We start from the raw sequence: 21638 nt of genomic DNA on the forward strand, positions 1-21638 counted from the left end.
CCGGGCGGGCAGGGCCTGCGGGGTCCTACGCGGTGCGGCGGAACCAGGCGTTCGACGCCGGGCGGAACATGAGGGCCACGGCCGTGAGGACGGCGGCCACGTGGACCGCCCGGCTGGCGCCGAAGAGCCAGTCGAGGGCGCCGGCCCGTGCGGCTGCCGCCGAGAGCGATCCTCCGTCGAGGAGGTAGCCGAGGGGCTGGACGGCCATGGAGGCCGTGCCGAGGACGCCGAGGCCGAGGGCGAGGGTGATCCGGGCCCAGCGGGCCCCCGCGCGCATGCGCCGCGCGATCAGGGCGGCGGCGGCGAAGACGGTGAGGCGGACGGCGAGGCCGATGCCGATCTCCCCGGCGGAGCCGGTGCCGTCGGCCGTCATGCGGGTGATCGCGAGGACGGTCTCGAAGGCGCCGGCGGCGATGGCGGTGAGCCAGAGGGTGTGGGCGGTGCGGATGGTTTTGGGCGGGTGTGTGGAGGTCGCGGTGGCGGTCGTTGTGGCGGACATCGGGGCTCGCTCTCGGGTCGGGGGCGGTGTCCCGAATGCTTCCGGTCGCGTCGCTTCCGGGCCCGCCGGTGGGCCGGTGAACCCGGCCGGGGGGTAGCCCCCGGGTGCGGGTGGGGCTGGCCCTGCGGGGCTTGTCCCCTACCCGCCCTTCCACCGTTCCCCGGGCTCCGCCCGGACCCGGTCCTCAAACGCCGGCGGGGCTGGGAGCGGGCTGCGATTGGCTACGGCGTGCGGATCAGGCGGCGGGTGGCTGCCGCGGCTACCGCTGAGGTGCGGGAGTCGACGCCGAGTTTGGCGTAGATGTGGACCAGGTGGGATTTGACCGTGGCCTGGCTCAGGAAGAGCTGTTTGGAGATCTGCTGGTTCGACAGGCCGTCCGCGACCAGCTGGAGGACCTCCAGCTCGCGCTTGGTCAGGGCTTCGGCGGGTGTCCGCATGCGGTCCATCAGGCGCAGGGCCACCGCCGGGGCCAGGGCCGACTGGCCCGCCGCCGCGGTGCGGACCGCCGCCGCGAGTTCCTCCGGCGGGGCGTCCTTGAGGAGGTAGCCCGAGGCGCCCGCCTCCACCGCCGCCAGGATGTCCGCGTCCGTGTCGTATGTGGTGAGGACGAGGACGCGGGGTGCCGAGGGCCGGCCCGTGATCAGGGCCGTGGCCGCCGAGCCGTGCATACCGGGGCCGGGGCCGAACTGGAGGTCCATCAGGACCACGTCCACGCCCGCGGAAGCCGCCAGCTCCACCGCGCGCTCCGCCGTCGCGGCCTCCGCGACCACCGCGAAGTCCGGCTCGGTGTCCAGCACCGCGCGCAGCCCGGCGCGGACCACGGGGTGGTCGTCGGCCAGGAGCAGCCGGATGGTCATCAGGGGGCCTCCAGAGGCAGCGGCAGGGTGACGGCCACGGCGGTGCCCTGGCCCGGGGAGGACTCGACGGTGAACAGGCCGGCCAGGGTTTCGGCCCGCGAGCGCATCGCGGGCAGGCCGAAGCCGCCGTCGCCGGAGGGGGCGGACGAGGGGTCGAAGCCCCGGCCGTCATCGACGATGTCCAGCGTCACGGAGGTGTCCATGAAGCTCAGGGTGATCTCGGCGCGACCGGCCTGCGCGTGCCGCACCACGTTGGCCAGCGCCGACTGCGCGATCCGCAGCAGCGCCACCTCGTAGGGCGTGGGGAGGGGCCGGGCCGTGCCGCTGAGGGAGAAGCGGACCCGGGGGCCCGGAGCGCCCGCGCACAGCCGCTCCAGCGCGGCCGGCAGCGAGCCGTGCTCCAGATCCGGAGGCGTGAGGGCCCGTACGAAGCGCCGTGCCTCGGCGAGGTTCTCCTGCGCGGCCTGGCGCGCCTGGGCGATGTGCGTCAGCGCCGCCGCAGTCGCCGTCGTCGGATCGGGGGCGGCCGGACCGGCGGCCCCCGCCGCCCCCGCCGCTCCCGCAGTCCCCGCCGTCCCCGCAGCTCCCTCGGCGAGCGTCCGCTCCGCCGCCCGCAGCAGCAGTTGGATGGAGGAGAGTCCCTGCGCCAGGGTGTCGTGGATCTCCCGGGCGAGGCGCTCGCGCTCCGCCAGGATCCCGGCGCCCCGCTCGGCCGCCGCCAGCTCGGCCCGGGTGGTGATGAGCTCCTCGATCAGCTCGCGGCGCCGTTCGCTCTCCCGGTAGAGGGCCTCGTAGCCCAGTACGGTCGCCACGGCCACGGCCCCGCCCAGCAGCGGCCCGAGGAAGGCCCCGGGGGTCACCGCTCCGCTGTGCGCGAGGAAGCCGCCGATCGCCGCGCACGCCGTCAGCACGACGGCGCTCACCCCCCAGCGCAGCCGCAGCAGGTGCAGTTCCAGGAAGTACAGCGGGAAGGCGATCCACAGCCCGTCGGGGGAGACCACCAGCAGCGCGGCCCAGGCCGCGCCCAGTCCGGCCAGCCACAACGCCCCGGCGCGCGGCGAGCGGTGCACCGAGGGGGCCCGTACGCCCGCCACGTACACGGCGGCCAGTACGGCGCAGGCCGCGACCACCCAGTCCGCGAGTGGGGCGGAGTCGGTGACGGCCCGCGCGGCGGCGAGCGCGAGCAGGCCGAAGAACAGCGCGTGCAGGCACAGCCGCAGGACGCGGGAGACGGGGGTGAGGGCGCGGCCGACCGGGGCGGCGGAAGGATCCGAGGCCGTCCTGGCGGGTGCCGGGGAGGGGGGAGCAGCAGTCATGGCCCGACCAGCGTAAGTCCGCGTCCGGTGGCCCCGGTCAACCAAAGGATTGATGTCTCGGTGCGCCCTTCGATACCAGGATCCCTACTGTGGCGCGATGCCTTGTGCCCACGTCGGAGACCAGGGTGGGATGCATGTTCGTCGCATGGAGAGATCTACGGTTCGCCAAGGGCCGCTTCGCCCTGATGGGCTCGGTCGTACTGCTGATCACGCTGCTGGTCGGCCTGCTGTCCGGGCTCACCGCAGGCCTGGCCCGGGAGAACATCTCGGCCGTCACCGGCCTGCCGTCCACCACCCGCCTCGCCTTCGCGGCGCCCGCCGGGGACCAGAAGGTCTCCTTCACCAATTCCCAGGTGCCCGAGAAGGCCTGGCTGGCCTGGCGCGAACAGCCGGGGGTCACCTCGGCCCAGCCGCTGGGCATCCGCACCACCAACGCGGTCTCTGGTGAGCGCACGGCCGCCGTGTCGGCCTTCGGCGTGGACCCGGCCGGGCCCCTGCCGCCCCGGGGGAGCGGTCTCGCCCAGGGGCGGGTGGTCCTCACCGAGAAGGCCGCCAAGGAGCTCGGCGGACTGACCGCCGGCGCCAAACTCAAGATCGGCCCGGTCGAGATGACCGTGGCCTCGGTCTCCGGCACCGCCGCCTACAGCCACACCCCGGTGGTCTGGATGGACCTCAACGACTGGCAGCGCGTCGGCAACCCCGGCACCTCCATCGACACCGTGGCCACCGTCGTCGCCCTGGACGGGAAGGACGGCGTCGACTGGGCGGCCGGGTCCAAGGCCACCGGCACCGAGGCCCAGACCATCGACCAGGCGCTGAGCGCGATCGGCTCCTACACGTCCGAGAACGGCTCGCTCCAGCTCATGCGCGGGTTCCTCTTCGCCATCTCCGCCCTCGTCATCGGGGCCTTCTTCACGGTGTGGACGATCCAGCGCAGCGGGGACATCGCCGTGCTGAAGGCACTGGGTGCCTCCACCCCGTACCTCCTCAAGGACGCGCTCGGGCAGGCCGTGGTGATGCTGGCGATCGGCACGGGGGCGGGAACCGCCCTCGCCGCCGGGTTCGGCGCCCTGATCAGCGGCGGCGCCGTGCCCTTCGTGCTCGACGCCGCCACCGTGCTGGTCCCGGCCGCCGTCATGATCGCGCTCGGCGCGCTGGGCGCGGCCCTGTCCATCCGGCGGATCACCGCCGTAGACCCCCTGACCGCACTCGGGAGCGCCCGATGACCCTGCTCGTCCACGACGTCACGCTCACCTACGCGGACGGCGACACCCGGCTCACCGCCCTCGACGCGGTCCGCCTGGAGGTGCCCGCGGGCACCCTGACGGCCGTCATAGGCCCCTCGGGGTCGGGCAAGTCCAGCCTGCTCGCGGTGGCCGCCACCCTCGTCACCCCGGATTCGGGGCGGATCGTCGTCGCGGGGCAGGACACCGCGGAGCTGTCCGCGGCCGAGAAGTCGGCCCTGCGCCGGGAGAAGATCGGCATCGTCTTCCAGCAGCCGAACCTGCTGGCCTCGCTCACCGCCGTCGAGCAGCTCCAGGTGATGGCGCACCTCTCCGGCCGCCCCCCGCGCACCCTGCGGCGGCGGGCCCTGGAGCTGCTGGACTCCGTGGGCCTGGCGGACAAGGCCGACCGGCGGCCCCACCAGCTCTCCGGCGGGCAGCGCCAGCGCGTCAACATCGCCCGCGCGCTGATGAACGAGCCCTCCGTCCTCCTGGTGGACGAGCCCACCAGCGCCCTCGACCACGAGCGCGGCGCCGCGATCCTCGACCTGCTGGTCACCCTCACCCGGGACCGCTCCACCGCCACCGTGCTCGTCACGCACGACCACGCGCACCTGGAGCGCATGGACCGCACCGCGACGATGACGGACGGCCGCCTGATAGAGAGCGTCCCGGCCGCGTAGGCCCGCGTACGGGCCCGGCGATCCGCACGAAGGCCCCGGCGGCCCCTTGGAGGGGCGGCCGGGGCCTTCGTGTGCGTCGGGTGCCTGCGCGGGTCCTACGCGGTCCTACGGGTTCTACGAGTCCTGCGCGGTCGTACGGGGTCCTACGCCGGGGTCTGGCTCTGCAGGGCCACCGACAGCTCGGCGGCGATGCCCTGGAGGATCGGGACGATCGAGTCCGTGAGGGCCTCGGTCACCCGGCCGGCCGGGCCCGAGATGGAGATCGCGGCGGCGGTCGGCGAGTTCGGAACGGACACCGCCAGGCAGCGGACTCCTATTTCCTGCTCGTTGTCGTCGACGGCGTAGCCCACCTTGCGGACCTGTTCCAGGGCCTCCAGGAAGCCCTCGGGCGTGGTGATGGTCTTCTCGGTCGCGGCCGGCATCCCGGTGCGCGAGAGCAGGGCCCGTACCTCGTCGGCGGGGGTGTAGGCCAGCAGCGCCTTGCCCACACCGGTGGAGTGCGGCAGCACGCGGCGGCCGACCTCGGTGAACATCCGCATGGAGTGCTTGGACGGCACCTGGGCGACGTAGACGATCTCGTCCCCGTCGAGCAGGGCCATGTTCGCCGTCTCGCCGGTTTCTTCGACCAGGCGGGCCAGGTACGGGCGCGCCCAGGTGCCCAGCAGCCGCGACGCGGACTCGCCGAGGCGGATCAGCCGGGGGCCGAGGGAGTACCGTCGGTTGGGCTGCTGCCGGACGTAGCCACAGGCCACGAGGGTGCGCATGAGGCGATGGATGGTGGGCAGCGGCAGACCGCTGGCGGCGGAGAGTTCGCTGAGGCCGACTTCGCCCCCTGCGTCGGCCATACGTTCGAGCAGATCGAAGGCGCGCTCAAGGGACTGGACGCCACCGCTGGCGGCGGTGGGCTTGTTGGAGGCGTCGGTGGTGCTGGCGCTGGACGTCGGCACGGCGCGGTCCTTTCGGTGCTGGCAGGCAAGCAAGCAGCCTACCGGTCGGTCGGCGTCGACCCTAGAGCCGGGGCAGAGCCCGTCGCCGCCGGTCAGAGGCGGTTTGTCCTGGTGGCGGACATCCTCGGGAAGTTACCCGTTCAGCACCCGGTGGTGATAGCTACATTCTGCATAGCGAAATCTTAATTCCATCCTGTGGAAACATCCAATTGCGATGCGGACCGGTCAGTGGTCCGTCCGGGCGCTCTTGACTGGGTCCGGATCGACGTGAAGACTCCGTCAACAGAACGTTGAATTTCGCTCTGTGGAAGTAGATGGGGAGGTTCCGGTGTCCGACCTGGCTGTGGAACTGGTACTGCGCTCGACGCGCGTCATCACCCCCGAGGGGACGCGTGCCGCTTCGGTGGCCGTCGCCGGCGGGAAGATCGCGGCCGTGCTGCCGTACGAGGCCGACGTACCGGCCGGGGCCCGGCTGGAGGACTTCGGCGACGACGTGCTCCTCCCCGGCCTGGTCGACACCCACGTCCACGTGAACGACCCCGGTCGTACCGAGTGGGAAGGCTTCTGGACGGCCACCCGCGCCGCCGCGGCCGGTGGCATCACCACCATCCTCGACATGCCGCTCAACTCCCTGCCGCCGACCACGACCACCGCCAACCTGGTGGTCAAGCAGGAAGTGGCCCGGACCAAGGCGCACGTGGACATCGGCTTCTGGGGCGGTGCGCTGCCGGACAACGTCAAGGACCTGCGCCCGCTGCACGACGCCGGGGTCTTCGGCTTCAAGTGCTTCCTGTCGCCCTCCGGCGTGGACGAGTTCCCCGAGCTCGACCAGGAGCAGCTGGCCAACTCCCTCGCCGAGATCACCGGCTTCGGCGGCCTGATGATCGTGCACGCCGAGGACCCGCACCACCTGGAGTCCGCGCCGCACAACCCGGGCCCCAAGTACGCCGACTTCCTGGCCTCCCGCCCCGAGGACGCCGAGAACACCGCGATCCAGAACCTGATCGACCAGGCGAAGCGGCTGAACGCGCGCGTCCACGTACTGCACCTGTCCTCCGCCTCCGCGCTGCCGCTGATCGCCGCCGCCAAGGCCGAGGGCGTACAGATCACCGTCGAGTCCTGCCCGCACTTCCTGACCCTGACGGCCGAGGAAGTCCCGGACGGCGCGACCGAGTTCAAGTGCTGCCCGCCCATCCGCGAGTCCGCCAACCAGGACCTGCTGTGGGACGCGCTCGCCGACGGCACGATCGACTGCATCGTCTCCGACCACTCGCCCTCCACCGCGGACCTCAAGACCGGCGACTTCGCCACCGCGTGGGGCGGCATCTCCTCCCTCCAGCTGGGCCTCCCGGCGATCTGGACCGAGGCGCGCAAGCGCGGCCGCGGCCTGGAGGACGTCGTCCGCTGGATGTCCGCCGCCCCGGCCGCCCTCGCCGGCCTGGCGGGCAAGGGCGCGATCGAGGTCGGCCGCGACGCCGACTTCGCCGTCCTGGCCCCCGAAGAGACCTTCACCGTGGACCCGGCCCACCTGCACCACCGCAACCAGGTCACGGCGTACGCGGGCAAGACCCTGCACGGCGTCGTGAAGTCCACCTGGCTGCGCGGTACGCAGATCGCCGACCACGGCACCCCGTCCGAGCCCACCGGCCGACTCCTTGAAAGGCAGAACTGACTGTGGCGATTGAATCCTTCACCGGTAACGCGAACCCGTACGGGGGCGGCGACCCGTACGCGGACTACCGCACCGCGGACTTCCCGTTCACCCAGTACGCGAACCTCGCCGCGCGTGCGCTCGGCGCCGGTGTCATCGCCGCCAACGACGAGTTCTTCGCCCAGCGCGAGAACCTGCTCATCGAAGAGGCCGCGCACTTCGACCCCGAGGACTTCGGCCACAAGGGCAAGGTCATGGACGGCTGGGAGACCCGTCGCCGCCGCGGCATCTCCGCCACCCAGCCCTGGCCGACCCCCGAGGACCACGACTGGGCGCTGATCCGCCTCGGCGCCCCCGGCGTCATCCGCGGCATCGTCGTCGACACCGCCCACTTCCGCGGCAACATGCCGCAGGCCGTATCGGTGCAGGGCACCTCGGTCGCGGGCTCGCCGACCGAGGCGGAGCTGCTCTCCGACGACGTCAAGTGGACGACCCTCGTCGAGCGCACCCCGGTCGGCGGCCACGCGGCCAACGGCTTCGAGGTCGACGTCGAGCAGCGCTTCACGCACCTGCGCCTGAACCAGCACCCGGACGGCGGCGTCGCCCGCCTGCGCGTCTACGGCGAGGTCCGCACCGACCCGAAGTGGCTCGCCGCGCTGGGCACGTTCGACGTGGTCGCGCTGGAGAACGGCGGCTCGGTCCAGGACGCGTCCAACCGCTTCTACTCCCCGCCGACCAACACCATCAACCCGGGCCGCTCCCGCAAGATGGACGACGGCTGGGAGACCGCCCGTCGCCGCGACAACGGCAACGACTGGATCCGCTACGAGCTGGTCGCCGAGTCCGAGATCCGCGCCGTCGAGATCGACACCGCGTACCTCAAGGGCAACTCGGCCGGCTGGGCCTCGCTGTCCATCAAGACGGGCGAGGAGGGCGAGTGGGCGGAGTTCCTGCCGCGCACCCGCCTGCAGCCCGACACCAACCACCGCTTCGTGCTCGACGCCCCGGCGGTCGGCACGCACGTCCGGATCGACATCTTCCCGGACGGCGGTTTCTCCCGCCTGCGCCTGTACGGCGCCCTGACGGAGGCCGGCGCCGCCGCGCACGCCGCCCGTCACCAGGAGCTGGGCGGCTGACGCCACCCCTCCCGCACCACGCCGACCGCCCCGGGGGCCGACACCCCCGGGCGCGTTCAACGGCCCGCAGGGGCGCACCGTTTCACGGTGCGCCCCTGCGGCGTTCCCGCGCCCGGGTCTCCACCCGCCGGTCTCCCGCGCGCCGCACCGATGAGTTCCGGGCGGCCCGGGAGTCTGAACAGGGACAGGTGAATGCGGACGGAACAAGGAGCGCGGAGCCATGGGAAAGCTGACCCTCACCACCTTCCTGACCCTCGACGGCGTGATGCAGGCCCCCGGCGGGCAGGAGGAGGACGCCAGCGGCGGGTTCGCGTACGGCGGCTGGCTGGTGCCGTTCGCCGACGAGGGCATGGGCGGGTTCATGACGGAGGTCTTCGACCGGGCCGGGGCCTTCCTCCTCGGCCGCCGCACCTACGAGATCTTCGCGGACTACTGGCCGCGCCACACCGACCCGGCGGACCCGATCGCGAGCCGGCTCAACGGGCTGCCCAAGTACGTGGCCTCGACCACCCTGAAGGAGCCCGGGTGGGCCGGGACCACGGTCATCGACGGGGAGCAGCTCCAGTCCGAGATCGTCCGGATCAAGGACGCGCTGGACGGGGACACCGAGCTCCAGGTGCACGGCAGCGGGGCGCTCGCCCAGTGGCTGCTGGCGCGGGATCTGGTCGACGAGCTGAACCTGCTGGTCTTCCCGGTGTTCCTGGGCGGGGGCCGCCGGCTGTTCCCGGCCGGCGCGCTGCCCACGGCGTGCGAGCTGCTCGCCTCCCGCACCACCGAACGCGGCACCGCCATCCACACCTACCGCCCGACGGGACGCGCCGCCTTCGGCACCTTCGAGTGACGCGGCGCCGGCGGGAAAGGGGAGGTCAGCGGGGAGCGGAGCCGGGATAAGCCCTCGACCGGGCCGATCATGTCCGATAACGTCGGCACCCCCGTGCGAGCCGCCGAAGCCTCCACCCTCCTCCTGCCGTTGGAGACCCGGTGTCCACCGTTGCCGCAGCCGCCCCCGCGCCCGCCCTCGCGCCCCGCAGGGCCTGGCTCGCCGATCTGCCGGTCCTGCTCGTCGCCGTCGTCTGGGGCGGCAGCTACCTCGCCGCCAAGGGGATCACCGCCACGCACACCGTGGTCGCGGTGCTCGTCCTGCGCTTCGCGCTGGTGCTGCCCGTCCTGGTGGTCGCCGGCCGGCGGCGGCTGCGCGCGCTCACCCCCGCCCAGCTGCGCGGCGCCGGGGTACTGGGACTCGTACTCGGCGGGATCTTCCTGCTGGAGACCTACGGGGTGGTCCACACCTCGGCCACCAACGCCGGGCTGATCATCAGCCTGACCATGATCTTCACCCCGCTCGCCGAGGCGGCCGTCCGCAGGTCCCGCCCCTCCGCCGGGTTCCTGGGGGCCGCCGCGGCCTCCCTGGCCGGAGTGGTGCTGCTCACCCAGGGCGCCGGGATCACCGCCCCCGGCCTCGGTGACCTCCTCATCCTCGGCGCCGCCCTCGCGCGGACCCTGCACGTCCTGCTCATGGCCCGGATCAAGGCCGTGCAGGAGGCCGACTCGCTCTCCCTGACCACCGTCCAGCTCGGCAGCGCCGTCGCCGTGTTCGCCGTACTGGCCGCGCTGCCCGGCACCGGCGCGAGCCCCTGGGCGGCCGCCGCCGGGTTCGGCCCCGCCGAGTGGGCCGGGCTCGCCTTCCTGTCCGTCTTCTGCACCCTGTTCGCCTTCTTCGTGCAGATGTGGGCCGTCCGTCGCACCTCGCCCTCCCGGGTCAGCCTGCTGCTCGGCACCGAACCCCTCTGGGCGGCGGCCGCGGGCATCGTCATCGGCGGCGAGCACCTCGGACCGGCCGGCCTCGTCGGCGTGGTCCTGGTGCTCGGCGGCACCGCCTGGGGCCGTCGCACCGCGGCCTGACCGATTGGCTTGACCCGTCGGCTTGACCCGTCGGCCCGACCGATTGGCCGGAACGGGACCCTCCGCGGGCCGGCCGCCCGCCTAGGGTTGCCGCATGCCTCCGACGCCGACGTCACAGACCGGGGAGTTCCTCCAGTGCGACCCGGCGCCGCTCCCGGCGCGAGCGCTCGCACGCCTCCGCCACCCGGAACGCGGCGAGCGCCTCGGGGCCGTCGCACGGATTGGGGCCCTCGCCGCGCACCAGCCGGACGAAGGCCGCCAGCTCCGCCTCGTAGGCGGGGGCGAACCGTTCCAGGAACCCGGACCAGGGTTTGGTCGCCGGGGGCGGGCCGTGCGGTTCGGCCGAGGCGATGGGCGTACGGTCGTCCAGCCCGGTGGAGATCTGGTCCAGCTCCCCGGCCAGCTCCATCCGCACGTCGTACCCGGCGCCGTTGCACCGCGTACCGGTGCACGTGGCCAGCGTCCCGTCGTCCAGGGTGAGGACGGCCGCGGCGGTGTCGATGTCGTCCGCCTCCCGGAACCGGGGCGGCCCCGCGTCCGAGCCGGTCGCGTACACCTCGGTCACCTCGCGCCCGGTCACCCAGCGGACCATGTCGAAGTCGTGCACGAGGCAGTCCCGGTACAGCCCGCCCGAGGCGGCCAGGTACGCGGCGGCCGGCGGCGCCGGATCGGCCGTCGTGGTCCGTACGGTGTGCAGCCGGCCCAGCGCGCCCGAGCGGACCAGCTCGCGCGCCGTGCCGTAGCCCGCGTCGAATCGGCGCATGAAGCCCAGCTGGAGCACCCCGCGGACCGCCGCGACCTCGCGCAGCACCGCCAGGGTGCGGTCCAGGTCCGCGGCGACGGGCTTCTCGCAGAACACCGGCAGCCCTCCGCGTACCGCCCGCAGGACCAGCTCCGCGTGCCCCTCGGTGGAGCAGGCCACCACCAGGGCGTCCACGCCCCAGGTGAAGACCTGCCCGACGGAGGGCGCGGCGGTGGCGCCGAGCCGGTCGGCCAGCCGGGCCGCCCGCGCGGGGTCGGCGTCGGCGAGCAGGAGCGAGCCCGCGTCCGGCAGGCGGGCCAGCGCCGCCGCGTGGAAGGAGCCGATGCGGCCCGTTCCGATGAGCCCGATGCGCATGCACTCAACGTGGCCCCGTCCGGGGGACCTGTCAATCTGCCCGGCTGCGTCCCGAAGGGTCCGCGATGCCCCCGATGACCTTGCATGGTGCACTGTGACGGATACTGGGCGGCTGCGGCTCGAAAGACATGACCGCTTCAACCGTGACCGCCACGGACATGACCGCTTCGGCAAGCGCGGCGAGGCAGCGGCGGCAGGACGAGGGAAAGGCACGGCAGACGTGGCTAGGGTTCGGACAGGGGTGCGCGTCGTGGGCGCGGTGCTCGCGGCGGTACTGGGCGCCTCCCTCGTGGGCTGCAGCAGTACGGGCGGCAAGCGGGCCGAGGATCGGGCGAAGGCCGAGGCGGCGGGCCGGCCCGCCGTGTCCACCCCGCGCTGGACCTTCGCGATGGTCACCCACGCGGGCGATGGCGACACCTTCTGGGACATCGTGCAGAAGGGCGCCAAGGAGGCCGCGGCGAAGGACAACATCAACTTCGTCTACGCCCACGACGACCAGGCTCAGCAGCAGGCGCAGTTCGTCCAGAACGCCATCGACCAGAAGGTCGACGGGCTGATCGTCTCCCTGGCCAAGCCCGAGGCCCTCAAGGACGTCCTCGCCAAGGCCGTCAAGGCCGGCATCCCGGTGATCACGGTCAACTCCGGATCGGCCCAGTCCGCCGAGTACGGGGCCCTCACCCACATCGGCCAGGACGAGGAGATCGCCGGAGAGGCGGTCGGCGCCGAGCTGACCAAGCGGGGGAAGAAGAAGGCCGTCTGCGTCCTGCACGAGCAGGGCAACGTGGGCCACGAGCAGCGCTGCGCCGGGGCCAAGAAGACCTTCGGCGGCGCGATGGAGAACCTGTACGTGGAGGGCACCAACATGCCGTCCGTCCAGGCCTCCCTCCAGGCCAAGCTCCAGGCCGACCCGGACATCGACGCGATCGTCACCCTCGGCGCGCCCTTCGCCCCCACCGCCGTCAAGGCCAAGGAGGCGGCGGGCAGCAAGGCCGAGGTGGACACCTTCGACCTCAACGCCTCCGTGGCCCGCGACCTGAAGTCCGGCGCCCTCGGCTTCGCCGTCGACCAGCAGCCCTACCTCCAGGGCTACGAGGCCGTCGACCTGCTCTGGCTGAACCGCTACAACGCGGACGTGCTCGGCGGCGGCCGCCCTGTCCTGACCGGTCCGCAGATCGTCACCGCCGCCGAGGCCGCCAAGCTGGAGGAGTTCATCAAGCGGGGCAGCCGATGAGCGGCACGGCCACCGCCGTCGACGAGCGGCTCGCCCCGACCTCCCTGGTCCGCAAGCTGCTCGGCCGGCCCGAGCTCGGCGCGGTCGTCGGCGCGGCCGCCGTCTTCGTCTTCTTCTCCTTCGCCGCCGACAGCTTCCTGCGGGCCTCCAGCCTGAGCACGATCCTGTACTCGGCTTCCACCATCGGCATCATGGCCGTCCCGGTGGCCCTGCTCATGATCGGCGGCGAGTTCGACCTCTCCGCCGGTGTCATGGTCACCACGTCGGCGCTGTTCAGCTCGATGTTCAGCTACCAGATGACCGCCAACGTCTGGGTCGGCGTCCTCGTGTCGCTGCTGGTCACCCTGGCGATCGGGTTCTTCAACGGGTTCATGCTGACCCGTACGAAACTTCCGAGCTTCATCATCACGCTCGGCACCTTCCTGATGCTGACCGGCCTGAACCTCGGATTCACCAAGCTGATCAGCGGTTCGGTCTCCACCAAGACCATCGCCGACATGGAGGGCTTCGACTCCGCCCGCGCCCTCTTCGCCTCGCAGTGGAACATCGGCTCGGTCACCCTCAAGGTCACCATCCTGTGGTGGCTGCTCCTGGTCGCCGTGGCCACCTGGATCCTGCTGCGCACCCGCGCCGGGAACTGGATCTTCGCCGTCGGCGGCGGGGCGGACGCCGCCCGCGCCACCGGCGTCCCGGTTGTGAAGACCCGTATCGGCCTGTACATGGGCGTCGCCCTGTGCGCCTGGATCTCCGGGCAGCACATCCTCTTCTCGTTCGACGTGGTCCAGTCGGGCGAAGGCGTCGGCAACGAGTTCCTGTACATCATCGCGGCCGTCATCGGCGGCTGCCTGATGACCGGCGGTTACGGCTCGGCCATCGGCTCCGCCGTGGGCGCCTTCATCTTCGGCATGACCAGCAACGGCATCGTGTACGCGCAGTGGAACCCGGACTGGTTCAAGTTCTTCCTCGGCGCGATGCTGCTGCTGGCCACGCTGCTCAACGCATGGGTCCGCAAGCGGGCGGAGGCGAAATGACGATGACCGACCCGATCCCGGTGGGCCCGCCCGCCCTGGTGAAGCTGACCGACGTCAGCAAGTACTACGGCAACATCCGCGCCCTCCAGGGCGTCTCCCTGGAGGTCTCGGCGGGCGAGATCACCTGCGTTCTCGGGGACAACGGCGCCGGCAAGTCCACCCTCATCAAGATCATCGCGGGGCTGCACCGGCACGACGCCGGCACCTTCGAGATCGAGGGCGAGGAGACCGTGCTCGCCAACCCGCGCGCGGCCCTGGACCACGGCATCGCCACCGTCTACCAGGACCTCGCCGTGGTCCCGCTGATGCCCGTATGGCGGAACTTCTTCCTCGGCTCCGAGCCGACCAAGGGCCGCGGCCCCTTCCGCCGCCTCGACGTGGAGCTCATGCGCGAGACCACCCGCGCCGAGCTGCTGCGCATGGGCATCGACCTGCGGGACGTGGACCAGCCCATCGGCACCCTGTCCGGCGGCGAACGCCAGTGCGTGGCGATCGCCCGCGCCGTCCACTTCGGCGCGAAGGTCCTCGTGCTCGACGAGCCCACCGCGGCCCTCGGCGTCAAACAGTCCGGGGTGGTCCTCAAGTACGTCGCCGCCGCCCGTGACGCGGGCCTCGGCGTGGTCCTGATCACGCACAACCCGCACCACGCCCATCTGGTCGGGAACCGGTTCGTGCTGCTCAAGCGCGGCACCATGGCGGGCAGCCACACCCGCGACTCGATCACCCTGGACGAGCTCACCCGGCAGATGGCGGGCGGGTCCGAGCTGGACGAGCTGAGCCACGAACTGGAGCGAGTGGCAGAATCAGGACCTGACAGCGCATCCGGCCCCACACCGGGCACCACCGGCACCACCGCACCTTGAGGGACGACACGACTCGATGAGCACGTACCGGGACTTCACGCTCGCCCACCGGGGGGCGGCGCGAGGCACCGTCCTGCGGACCATCGGCACCCGTGAGCGCAGGTCGCACCTGACCGCCCCGCGCGTCCCGACCGTCGGCATCGACATCGGCGGCACCAAGGTGATGGCCGGTGTGGTCGACGCCGACGGGATCATCCTGGAGAAGATCCGGGCCGAGACCCCAGACAAGTCCAAGAGCGCCAAGGTGGTCGAGGACACCATCGTCGAGCTGGTCCTGGACCTCTCCGACCGGCACGACGTGCACGCGGTGGGCATCGGCGCGGCCGGCTGGGTCGACGCCGACCGCTCCCGCGTGCTCTTCGCCCCGCACCTGGCCTGGCGCGACGAGCCGCTGCGCGACGCCCTCCAGTCCCGGCTCGCGGTCCCGGTCATGGTGGACAACGATGCCAACACCGCCGCCTGGGCCGAATGGCGCTTCGGCGCGGGCCGCGGTGAGGACCACCTGGTCATGATCACGCTGGGCACCGGCATCGGCGGGGCCATCCTCGAAGGCGGCCAGGTCAAGCGCGGCCGCTACGGCGTGGCCGGCGAGTTCGGCCACATGCAGGTCGTCCCCGGCGGCCACCGCTGCCCGTGCGGCAATCGCGGCTGCTGGGAGCAGTACAGCTCCGGCAACGCCCTGGTCCGCGAGGCCCGCGAGCTGGCCGCCGCCGACTCCCCGGTCGCGTACAACATCATCGCCCGGGTCGGCGGCAACGTCTCGGAGATCACCGGGCCGCTCATCACCGAGCTGGCCCGCGAGGGCGACGCCATGTGCATCGAACTCCTCCAGGACATCGGCCAGTGGCTCGGCGTCGGCATCGCCAACCTCGCCGCCGCCCTGGACCCCTCCTGCTTCGTCATCGGCGGGGGAGTCAGCGCCGCCGACGACCTGCTGATCGGCCCCGCCCGCGACGCCTTCCGCCGCCACCTCACCGGCCGCGGCTACCGCCCCGAGGCCCGGATCGCCAAAGCCCAGCTCGGCCCCGAGGCCGGCATGGTCGGCGCCGCCGACCTCGCCCGACTGGTAGCCCGGCGCTTCCGCCGCGCCACGCGCCGACGGGTGGAGCGCTACGAGCGCTACGCGCAGTTCGGCCGACGAGACACCGCAGCCCCCGAAGAGCAGGAAAAACCGTGACCCCGCCGACCCTGCCCCACCAGGCCCAGTCCCCCGACGAGGACCCCGCGCGGCTGCCCGCCGAGGACCGCAAGCACGTGGTGCGGCGCCGCTGGATCACCGCGATCATCATCCTGCTGCTGGTCGGAGTCCCGGCCGGCTACCTCGCCGTCTCCGCGCAGCAGAGCCGCGAGAGCGGCCGCGACAAGGCGGCCAGGGTCGGGGCCGTCAAGGTGCGCACGGCCTGGCCCACCGCGGTGCAGCGCAGCATCTACGAGGTCCCGATCCCGCCGAAGGCCTGGCGGGTCGGGTACCTGGAGACCAACAACTGGCACACCAGCCGCCTGTACGTCCAGTTCGCCGTCACGGCGGAAGAGCTCGACGCCCTCCTGGCCGCCTGTGGCACCAGCCGCGCGGCGCTGACCCCGGGAGTCTCGATCTCCGCGGAGGACACCAAGGCCGCGGGCTGGGTCTGGAAGCCCACGAACTCCTGGTACGGGGTCACCCTCGACGCCCCGAACCCCCGGCCGACCCGGGACATCACCGTGGACCTCACCGAGCCGGCGATCCCCAGGGTGTACGTGGTCTCCACGGCGGTGCCGTAGGCGCGAGGGGCCGGCGGCCGCGACGCTAGCCTTGGATCATGATGCTCACCAAGCGGCTGCACTCCTGCGTCCAGCTGGAGAAGGACGGGCGCACGCTCGTCATCGACCCGGGCACCTTCAGCGAGTCGGACGCCGGTCTCGGCGCGGACGTCCTGCTGGTCACCCACGAGCACCCCGACCACTTCGAGGAGGGCCGGCTGCGGGCCGCCCTCGACGCGAACCCCGGCACCGAGTTGTGGACCCTGCGCAGCGTCGCCGAGAAGCTGGCCCCGGCCTACCCGGGCCGCGTGCACACCGTCGGCCACGGCGACGCCTTCGGCGCCGCCGGGTTCGAGGTCCAGGTCCACGGCGAGCTGCACGCCGTGATCCACCCGGACATGCCCCGGGTCACCAACGTCGGCTTCCTCGTGGACGGCACGGTCTTCCATCCCGGGGACGCGCTGACCGTGCCGCAGGCCCCCGTGGACACGCTGATGCTCCCGGTGCACGCGCCCTGGAACAAGATCGCCGAGGTCATCGACTACGTCCGCGAGGTCAAGCCGCGCGTGGCCATCGACATCCACGACGCCTACCTCGCCGACCTCGCCCGGCCCATCTACGACTTCGCCCTGGACAAGCTCGGGGGATCCCCGCACACCCGACTCACCGCCGGGGACACCACGAACCTGTGACTGTCGGTGCCGGGCGGTAAGTTGTCGGGCATGCGTATCGCCACGTTCAACGTCAACTCGATCACCGCCCGGCTGCCGCGCCTGCTGGCCTGGCTGGAGAGCTCCGGCACCGATGTCCTGTGCATCCAGGAGACCAAGTGCTCCGAGGAGCAGTTCCCCTACGAGGAGCTGCGCGAGCTGGGCTACGAGTCGGCCGTCAACGCCACCGGCAGGTGGAACGGGGTGGCCCTGCTCTCCAAGGTGGGCCTGGAGGACGTGGTCGTCGGCCTGCCCGGGGGGCCCGAGTACGAGGGCGCCCAGGAGCCCCGCGCCATCTCCGCCACCTGCGGCGGGGTGCGGGTCTGGTCGGTGTACGTGCCCAACGGGCGCGAGGTCGAGCACGACCACTACGACTACAAGCTGGACTGGTTCCGGGCGCTGACCGCCGCCGTCACGGAAGACGCGGCGGGGGAGCGCCCGTTCGCGGTGCTCGGCGACTTCAACGTGGCCCCGACCGACGAGGACGTCTACGACCCGTCGGTCTTCGAGGGCTCCACCCACGTCACCCCGGCCGAGCGGGCGGCGCTGGAGCAGCTGCGGGCCCTGGGGCTCTCCGACGTCTTCCCGCGACCGCTCAAGTACGACCGGCCGTACACCTTCTGGGACTACCGGATGCTCGCCTTCCCGAAGAACAAGGGCATGCGCATCGACCTGGTCTACGGGAACGAGGCGTTCGCCAAGGCCGTCACCGACTCCTACGTGGACCGCGAGGAGCGCAAGGGCAAGGGTGCTTCCGACCACGCGCCGGTCGTCGTGGACCTGGAGGTTTAGGCAGTCCGTCCCGGATCAGGCGCGCCCTGTCGCCCACCGGGGATCCGGGTGTCAGGCTGGGACCATGAATATCCCTTTCCTGGCCAACTGGCGGAACCGGCACGAAACGGAACGGGGCGCGGGACTCGCCGCCGCCCTCGCGGACGACCCCGAGGGCATCAACGAGTTGTTCGCGGAATGCGAGATGCTGCGCGCCCACGCGCGCTCGGCCGGGCTCGAACTCGACGAGAGCCCACGCTCGTTGGAGGAGCTCGACCAGCTGATGCCCCGCTGGCGGCGGGATCCGGAGATCACCCCGTGGCTCGGCAACGACGCGGGCTTCTACCTCGGGACCGTGATCATCCGGTCCATCCCGGGCGCCGGCTGGCAGGTGTGGCCCAACGGCCAGCCGGTGATCCGGCTGGCCTCGGGCCGCGAGCTGAACGTGATCGAGTCCGGGGTCTCCTGGGCGATGACCGGTTCCCCGGAGCTCAGCCAGGCGTACGCCGAAGCCTCGGAAGGCTGAGACCGGGGCCCTTTATGCGGCTTTTAGGCGTGTCGAGGTGAAGTGCCCTTCCGCGGCTGGATAGTTTGCGCTGACCTCGACACACCGACAAGTGGGCAGGGCAGCGTATGGCCGTCGATCCGTTGATCGAGCTGCGGGACGTCAACAAGTACTACGGGAAGTTGCACGTCCTCCAGGACATCAACCTCACCGTCGGCCGCGGGGAGGTGGTGGTGGTCATCGGCCCCTCCGGCTCCGGGAAGTCGACGCTGTGCCGGGCGGTCAACCGGCTGGAGACCATCGAGTCGGGCACCATCACCCTGGACGGGAAGCCGCTGCCCGCCGAGGGCAAGGAGCTCGCGGCGCTCCGCGCGGACGTCGGCATGGTCTTCCAGTCCTTCAACCTCTTCGCGCACAAGACCGTCCTCGCCAACGTCTCCCTCGCCCAGATCAAGGTCAGGAAGCGCAAGCGGGAAGAGGCCGACAAGCGCTCCCGGGAGCTGCTGGACCGGGTGGGCCTCGCGAACCAGGCCGAGAAGTTCCCCGCCCAGCTCTCCGGCGGCCAGCAGCAGCGCGTGGCCATCGCCCGTGCGCTCGCCATGAACCCCAAGGCCCTGCTCTTCGACGAGCCCACCTCCGCGCTCGACCCGGAGATGATCAACGAGGTGCTGGAGGTCATGCAGCAGCTCGCCGCCGAGGGCATGACCATGGTCGTGGTCACGCACGAGATGGGCTTCGCCCGCTCCGCCGCCAATCGCGTCGTGTTCATGGCCGACGGAAGGATCGTCGAGGACCGGACCCCGGAGGCCTTCTTCACCGCCCCCGAGAGCGACCGGGCCAAGGACTTCCTCTCCAAGATCCTCAAGCACTGAGGGCGGCCCGGTGAAACACTTCGGCAAGCCCCGCCCCCGCCCGTCCGCCCGCGCCCGTACCCGTACCCGCTCCCTGGTGCTGACCCTCGTGCTCCTCGGAGCCGTCGCCGGCTGCGGCAAGTCCGGCAGCCCTCCGGTCAAGGGGCCGCAGCCGGAGGATCTGCCCGTCTACGAGGTCGCGGCCGGCTTCCAGCTGCCCGACTCGCCGACCTGGGAGAAGGCGAAGCGGCGCGGCCACCTCGTGGTCGGCGCCAAGGAGGACCAGCCGTACATGGGGGAGAAGGACCCCGCGAGCGGCAGCTACTCGGGCTTCGACATCGAGATCGCCAAGATGATGTCCGCCTCGCTCGGCTTCGACCCCAAGACGGTGGAGTTCAAGACCATCGCCTCCGCCAACCGCGAGACGGCCCTGCAGAACGGCCAGATCGACTACTACGTCGGCACCTACACGATCAACGACAACCGCAAGAAGCAGGTCGGCTTCGCCGGTCCCTACTTCCTCGCCGGCCAGTCGCTGCTCGTGCGCAAGGGGGAGACGAAGATCAAGGGCCCCGAGGACCTCGCCGGCAAGAAGGTCTGCTCGGCCGCCGGCTCCACCCCGTACCAACGGCTCCAGCGGGAGTTCCCGCGCGCCGTCCTCGTCGCCTACGACACGTACTCGGTCTGCGTGGACAACCTGCTGACCTACCAGGTCGACGCCGTCTCCACCGACGACTCCATCCTCCTCGGCTACGCGGCCAAGGTCCCCGAAGAGCTCAAGGTGGTCGGCAAGCCCTTCTCCGAGGAGCCCTACGGCATCGGCGTCCCGCGCTCCGACAACGCCCTGCGCTTCGCCCTCGACGACGCCCTCGCCGAGAACGAGAAGAACGGGAACTGGAAGAAGGCCTATCTGGCCACCCTCGGCCTGTCCGGCGAGCCCGCCCCGAAGCCGCCCGCCATCGACCGCTACCCGGCGAGCTGAGGGGAGAGCACACCGCGATGAACGTACTCACCGACAATTTCGCGCTCTACGGGAAGGGCTTCCTCGGCACCGTCGAGCTCACGCTCTACGCCTCGCTCGTCGCCCTGGTCCTCGGCTTCCTGATGGCCTCCTTCCGCGTCGCCCCCGTGGGCTCCTTCCGGGTCTTCGGCACCGTCTGGGTGACCATCCTGCGCAACACCCCGCTCACCCTGCTCTTCTTCGCCGTCCTGCTCGGCCTGCCGCGCTTCGGACTGGTCCTGCCCTTCCAGCTCTTCGCCGTCCTCGCGCTGGGCTGCTACACCTCCGCCTTCATCTGCGAAGCCCTGCGCTCCGGCATCAACACCGTGCCCAAGGGCCAGGGCGAGGCGGCCCGGAGCCTGGGCATGTCCTTCGGGCAGACCCTGGGCACGGTCGTGCTCCCGCAGGCCTTCCGCTCCGTGATCCCGCCCGTCGGCTCCACGTTGATCGCGCTCGCCAAGAACTCGGCGATCGCCGGCGCCTTCAGCGTCACCGAGCTGCTGGGCACCTACAAGACCCTCAACGAGCTGGGCTACAGCATCATCTGGACCTTCGTCTGGATCGCCGTGGGCTACCTGATCATCACCCTGTCCATCAGCGCGCTCTTCAACGCGCTGGAGAAGCGCTACGGAGTCGCCCGATGACCGCGCACGCGCTCCACGGGGACCTGGAGTCCACCGCCCTCTACGACCTGCCCGGCCCGAGCGCCAGGCGCCGCCACTTCTTCTACGGGATCGCCTCGACGGCGGTCATCCTGGGACTGCTCGGCTGGCTGCTCTACCTGCTCTTCGACACCGACCAGTTCACGGCCGCCAAATGGACCCCCTTCGAGTACAAGGGCATCCAGGAGCTGCTGCTCAAGGGGCTCTGGAACACCCTCAAGGCCTTCGCCTACGCCTCGGTGCTCTCGGTCGTCCTCGGCGCGGTGCTCGCCACCGGCCGGCTCTCGGTCCACCGGCCGGTGCGCTGGCTGTCGACGCTGTGCGTGGAGTTCTTCCGGGCCATGCCGGTGCTGGTGATGATCTTCTTCATCTTCGTCGCGCTCAAGGTCCAGCCGCTGCCCGCGCTGGTGGCCGGACTGACCCTGTACAACGGCTCGGTGCTGGCCGAGGTCTTCCGCACCGGGATCAACTCGGTGGAGCAGGGCCAGCGCGAGGCCGCGTACGCCCTGGGCATGCGCAAGACCCAGGTGATGACCTACGTGCTGGCCCCGCAGGGGGTACGGGCGATGCTGCCCACGATCATCAGCCAGCTGGTGGTGGCCCTGAAGGACACCTCGCTCGGCTACCTGATCACCTACGAGGAGTTCCTGCACGCGGGCAAGCTGATCGCCTCCAACCTCGACTACGACCTGCCGTTCATCCCCGTGGTGATGATCATCTCGCCGATCTACATCGGCATGTGCATGCTGCTGTCCTGGTTCGCCACCTGGGTGGCCCGGCGCGAGCGGCGCAGCCCGAAGACCAAGGCGGTGGAGGTCGCCCCGGCCGAGCCGGGCACGGTCCTGCCGGGCGCGCCGCTCCTGTAGGCCCCGAGAGCCACACCCGGCCCGGCGGCAGCCGCGGATCACTGCTCGCGCGACGGCACCGAGACGTACGAGGGATC

At 71.7% G+C, this 21638-nt stretch carries 23 protein-coding genes; 18 read left to right on the forward strand and 5 right to left on the reverse strand.

Annotated elements, in window-relative coordinates:
• Window positions 1-25 precede the first annotated feature (25 nt).
• From ACFXDJ_RS14585 to ACFXDJ_RS14595, 3 genes are all read right to left on the reverse strand, one after another.
• Entirely contained in the window at window positions 26-499 is a 474-nt protein-coding gene (locus ACFXDJ_RS14585) for a hypothetical protein (protein WP_384659713.1), read from the reverse strand.
• 221 nt (window positions 500-720) lie between these two features.
• Window positions 721-1356: a response regulator gene (locus ACFXDJ_RS14590; protein WP_384659716.1), complete on the reverse strand. Its 636-nt coding sequence runs from the start codon at window positions 1354-1356 to the stop codon at window positions 721-723.
• Window positions 1356-2672, reverse strand: a complete 1317-nt coding sequence (locus tag ACFXDJ_RS14595; RefSeq protein ID WP_384849127.1) for a sensor histidine kinase — start codon at window positions 2670-2672, stop codon at window positions 1356-1358. Before ACFXDJ_RS14595 ends, ACFXDJ_RS14590 begins: the two co-directional genes overlap by 1 nt.
• Window positions 2673-2806: 134 nt before the next feature.
• Here ACFXDJ_RS14595 and ACFXDJ_RS14600 point away from each other — a divergent pair, with 134 nt between their 5' ends.
• On the forward strand, window positions 2807-3898 hold the full coding sequence (locus ACFXDJ_RS14600) for an ABC transporter permease (RefSeq protein ID WP_384659725.1): 1092 nt from the start codon (window positions 2807-2809) through the stop codon (window positions 3896-3898).
• The gene (locus tag ACFXDJ_RS14605; protein ID WP_384659727.1) at window positions 3895-4578 is read left to right on the forward strand and encodes an ABC transporter ATP-binding protein; all 684 of its coding nucleotides are present in this window, start codon (window positions 3895-3897) and stop codon (window positions 4576-4578) included. Before ACFXDJ_RS14600 ends, ACFXDJ_RS14605 begins: the two co-directional genes overlap by 4 nt.
• A 143-nt stretch (window positions 4579-4721) precedes the next feature.
• Here the strand turns inward: ACFXDJ_RS14605 and ACFXDJ_RS14610 are convergent, their stop codons facing one another.
• Window positions 4722-5525, reverse strand: coding sequence for an IclR family transcriptional regulator (locus ACFXDJ_RS14610; protein WP_384659730.1), 804 nt, complete (start codon window positions 5523-5525; stop codon window positions 4722-4724).
• 337 nt (window positions 5526-5862) lie between these two features.
• Here ACFXDJ_RS14610 and allB point away from each other — a divergent pair, with 337 nt between their 5' ends.
• From allB to ACFXDJ_RS14630, 4 genes are all read left to right on the forward strand, one after another.
• Complete coding sequence (gene allB, locus ACFXDJ_RS14615; protein ID WP_384659735.1) at window positions 5863-7197, forward strand: allantoinase AllB; 1335 nt, start codon at window positions 5863-5865, stop codon at window positions 7195-7197.
• 2 nt (window positions 7198-7199) lie between these two features.
• Window positions 7200-8312, forward strand: a complete 1113-nt coding sequence (gene alc, locus ACFXDJ_RS14620; protein ID WP_384659733.1) for an allantoicase — start codon at window positions 7200-7202, stop codon at window positions 8310-8312.
• Window positions 8313-8532: 220 nt separating this feature from the next.
• Window positions 8533-9153, forward strand: a complete 621-nt coding sequence (locus ACFXDJ_RS14625; RefSeq protein ID WP_384650951.1) for a dihydrofolate reductase family protein — start codon at window positions 8533-8535, stop codon at window positions 9151-9153.
• 140 nt (window positions 9154-9293) lie between these two features.
• Complete coding sequence (locus tag ACFXDJ_RS14630; protein WP_384849129.1) at window positions 9294-10214, forward strand: DMT family transporter; 921 nt, start codon at window positions 9294-9296, stop codon at window positions 10212-10214.
• 112 nt (window positions 10215-10326) lie between these two features.
• Here the strand turns inward: ACFXDJ_RS14630 and ACFXDJ_RS14635 are convergent, their stop codons facing one another.
• The gene (locus tag ACFXDJ_RS14635; protein WP_384650954.1) at window positions 10327-11331 is read right to left on the reverse strand and encodes a Gfo/Idh/MocA family oxidoreductase; all 1005 of its coding nucleotides are present in this window, start codon (window positions 11329-11331) and stop codon (window positions 10327-10329) included.
• A gap of 220 nt (window positions 11332-11551) precedes the next feature.
• Between ACFXDJ_RS14635 and ACFXDJ_RS14640 the strand changes: the two genes are divergently transcribed.
• From ACFXDJ_RS14640 to ACFXDJ_RS14695, 12 genes are all read left to right on the forward strand, one after another.
• Complete coding sequence (locus ACFXDJ_RS14640; RefSeq protein WP_384650956.1) at window positions 11552-12562, forward strand: sugar ABC transporter substrate-binding protein; 1011 nt, start codon at window positions 11552-11554, stop codon at window positions 12560-12562.
• Window positions 12559-13593 carry an ABC transporter permease gene (locus ACFXDJ_RS14645; RefSeq protein ID WP_384650958.1) on the forward strand — a complete coding sequence of 345 codons (1035 nt, stop codon included), beginning with the start codon at window positions 12559-12561 and terminating at the stop codon, window positions 13591-13593. Before ACFXDJ_RS14640 ends, ACFXDJ_RS14645 begins: the two co-directional genes overlap by 4 nt.
• Window positions 13590-14456 carry an ATP-binding cassette domain-containing protein gene (locus ACFXDJ_RS14650; RefSeq protein WP_384650960.1) on the forward strand — a complete coding sequence of 289 codons (867 nt, stop codon included), beginning with the start codon at window positions 13590-13592 and terminating at the stop codon, window positions 14454-14456. Before ACFXDJ_RS14645 ends, ACFXDJ_RS14650 begins: the two co-directional genes overlap by 4 nt.
• Before the next feature lie 16 nt (window positions 14457-14472).
• Window positions 14473-15633, forward strand: a complete 1161-nt coding sequence (locus tag ACFXDJ_RS14655) for an ROK family glucokinase (RefSeq protein ID WP_384650962.1) — start codon at window positions 14473-14475, stop codon at window positions 15631-15633.
• Window positions 15630-16217 carry a hypothetical protein gene (locus ACFXDJ_RS14660; protein WP_384650964.1) on the forward strand — a complete coding sequence of 196 codons (588 nt, stop codon included), beginning with the start codon at window positions 15630-15632 and terminating at the stop codon, window positions 16215-16217. Before ACFXDJ_RS14655 ends, ACFXDJ_RS14660 begins: the two co-directional genes overlap by 4 nt.
• A 38-nt stretch (window positions 16218-16255) precedes the next feature.
• Entirely contained in the window at window positions 16256-16888 is a 633-nt protein-coding gene (locus tag ACFXDJ_RS14665) for an MBL fold metallo-hydrolase (protein WP_384650966.1), read from the forward strand.
• Between the two features lie 30 nt (window positions 16889-16918).
• Window positions 16919-17698 carry an exodeoxyribonuclease III gene (locus ACFXDJ_RS14670; protein ID WP_384650968.1) on the forward strand — a complete coding sequence of 260 codons (780 nt, stop codon included), beginning with the start codon at window positions 16919-16921 and terminating at the stop codon, window positions 17696-17698.
• 64 nt (window positions 17699-17762) lie between these two features.
• A complete protein-coding gene (locus tag ACFXDJ_RS14675; protein WP_384650970.1) occupies window positions 17763-18203 on the forward strand; it encodes a DUF6278 family protein in 441 nt (146 codons plus the stop codon).
• A 107-nt stretch (window positions 18204-18310) separates the two neighbouring features.
• Window positions 18311-19054 carry an amino acid ABC transporter ATP-binding protein gene (locus tag ACFXDJ_RS14680; protein WP_384650972.1) on the forward strand — a complete coding sequence of 248 codons (744 nt, stop codon included), beginning with the start codon at window positions 18311-18313 and terminating at the stop codon, window positions 19052-19054.
• A gap of 73 nt (window positions 19055-19127) precedes the next feature.
• A complete protein-coding gene (locus tag ACFXDJ_RS14685) occupies window positions 19128-20015 on the forward strand; it encodes a glutamate ABC transporter substrate-binding protein (protein ID WP_384651027.1) in 888 nt (295 codons plus the stop codon).
• Window positions 20016-20032: 17 nt separating this feature from the next.
• Complete coding sequence (locus ACFXDJ_RS14690; RefSeq protein WP_384650974.1) at window positions 20033-20677, forward strand: amino acid ABC transporter permease; 645 nt, start codon at window positions 20033-20035, stop codon at window positions 20675-20677.
• Complete coding sequence (locus ACFXDJ_RS14695) at window positions 20674-21561, forward strand: amino acid ABC transporter permease (protein WP_384650976.1); 888 nt, start codon at window positions 20674-20676, stop codon at window positions 21559-21561. Before ACFXDJ_RS14690 ends, ACFXDJ_RS14695 begins: the two co-directional genes overlap by 4 nt.
• Window positions 21562-21638 lie beyond the last annotated feature (77 nt).

The sequence above is a fragment of the Streptomyces sp. NPDC059443 genome (assembly GCF_042750105.1).
Taxonomy (GTDB): Bacteria; Actinomycetota; Actinomycetes; order Streptomycetales; family Streptomycetaceae; genus Streptomyces.

Excerpts from the sequence above, each read along its gene's own strand:
- ACFXDJ_RS14585 (WP_384659713.1), bottom strand. The coding sequence starts at position 499 with ATGTCCGCCACAACGACCGCCACCGCGACCTCCACACACCCGCCCAAA.
- ACFXDJ_RS14590 (WP_384659716.1), bottom strand. The coding sequence starts at position 1,356 with ATGACCATCCGGCTGCTCCTGGCCGACGACCACCCCGTGGTCCGCGCC.
- ACFXDJ_RS14595 (WP_384849127.1), bottom strand. The coding sequence starts at position 2,672 with ATGACTGCTGCTCCCCCCTCCCCGGCACCCGCCAGGACGGCCTCGGAT.
- ACFXDJ_RS14600 (WP_384659725.1), top strand. The coding sequence starts at position 2,807 with ATGTTCGTCGCATGGAGAGATCTACGGTTCGCCAAGGGCCGCTTCGCC.
- ACFXDJ_RS14605 (WP_384659727.1), top strand. The coding sequence starts at position 3,895 with ATGACCCTGCTCGTCCACGACGTCACGCTCACCTACGCGGACGGCGAC.
- ACFXDJ_RS14625 (WP_384650951.1), top strand. The coding sequence starts at position 8,533 with ATGGGAAAGCTGACCCTCACCACCTTCCTGACCCTCGACGGCGTGATG.
- ACFXDJ_RS14635 (WP_384650954.1), bottom strand. The coding sequence starts at position 11,331 with ATGCGCATCGGGCTCATCGGAACGGGCCGCATCGGCTCCTTCCACGCG.
- ACFXDJ_RS14645 (WP_384650958.1), top strand. The coding sequence starts at position 12,559 with ATGAGCGGCACGGCCACCGCCGTCGACGAGCGGCTCGCCCCGACCTCC.
- ACFXDJ_RS14650 (WP_384650960.1), top strand. The coding sequence starts at position 13,590 with ATGACGATGACCGACCCGATCCCGGTGGGCCCGCCCGCCCTGGTGAAG.
- ACFXDJ_RS14655 (WP_384650962.1), top strand. The coding sequence starts at position 14,473 with ATGAGCACGTACCGGGACTTCACGCTCGCCCACCGGGGGGCGGCGCGA.
- ACFXDJ_RS14665 (WP_384650966.1), top strand. The coding sequence starts at position 16,256 with ATGATGCTCACCAAGCGGCTGCACTCCTGCGTCCAGCTGGAGAAGGAC.
- ACFXDJ_RS14670 (WP_384650968.1), top strand. The coding sequence starts at position 16,919 with ATGCGTATCGCCACGTTCAACGTCAACTCGATCACCGCCCGGCTGCCG.
- ACFXDJ_RS14675 (WP_384650970.1), top strand. The coding sequence starts at position 17,763 with ATGAATATCCCTTTCCTGGCCAACTGGCGGAACCGGCACGAAACGGAA.
- ACFXDJ_RS14680 (WP_384650972.1), top strand. The coding sequence starts at position 18,311 with ATGGCCGTCGATCCGTTGATCGAGCTGCGGGACGTCAACAAGTACTAC.
- ACFXDJ_RS14690 (WP_384650974.1), top strand. The coding sequence starts at position 20,033 with ATGAACGTACTCACCGACAATTTCGCGCTCTACGGGAAGGGCTTCCTC.
- ACFXDJ_RS14695 (WP_384650976.1), top strand. The coding sequence starts at position 20,674 with ATGACCGCGCACGCGCTCCACGGGGACCTGGAGTCCACCGCCCTCTAC.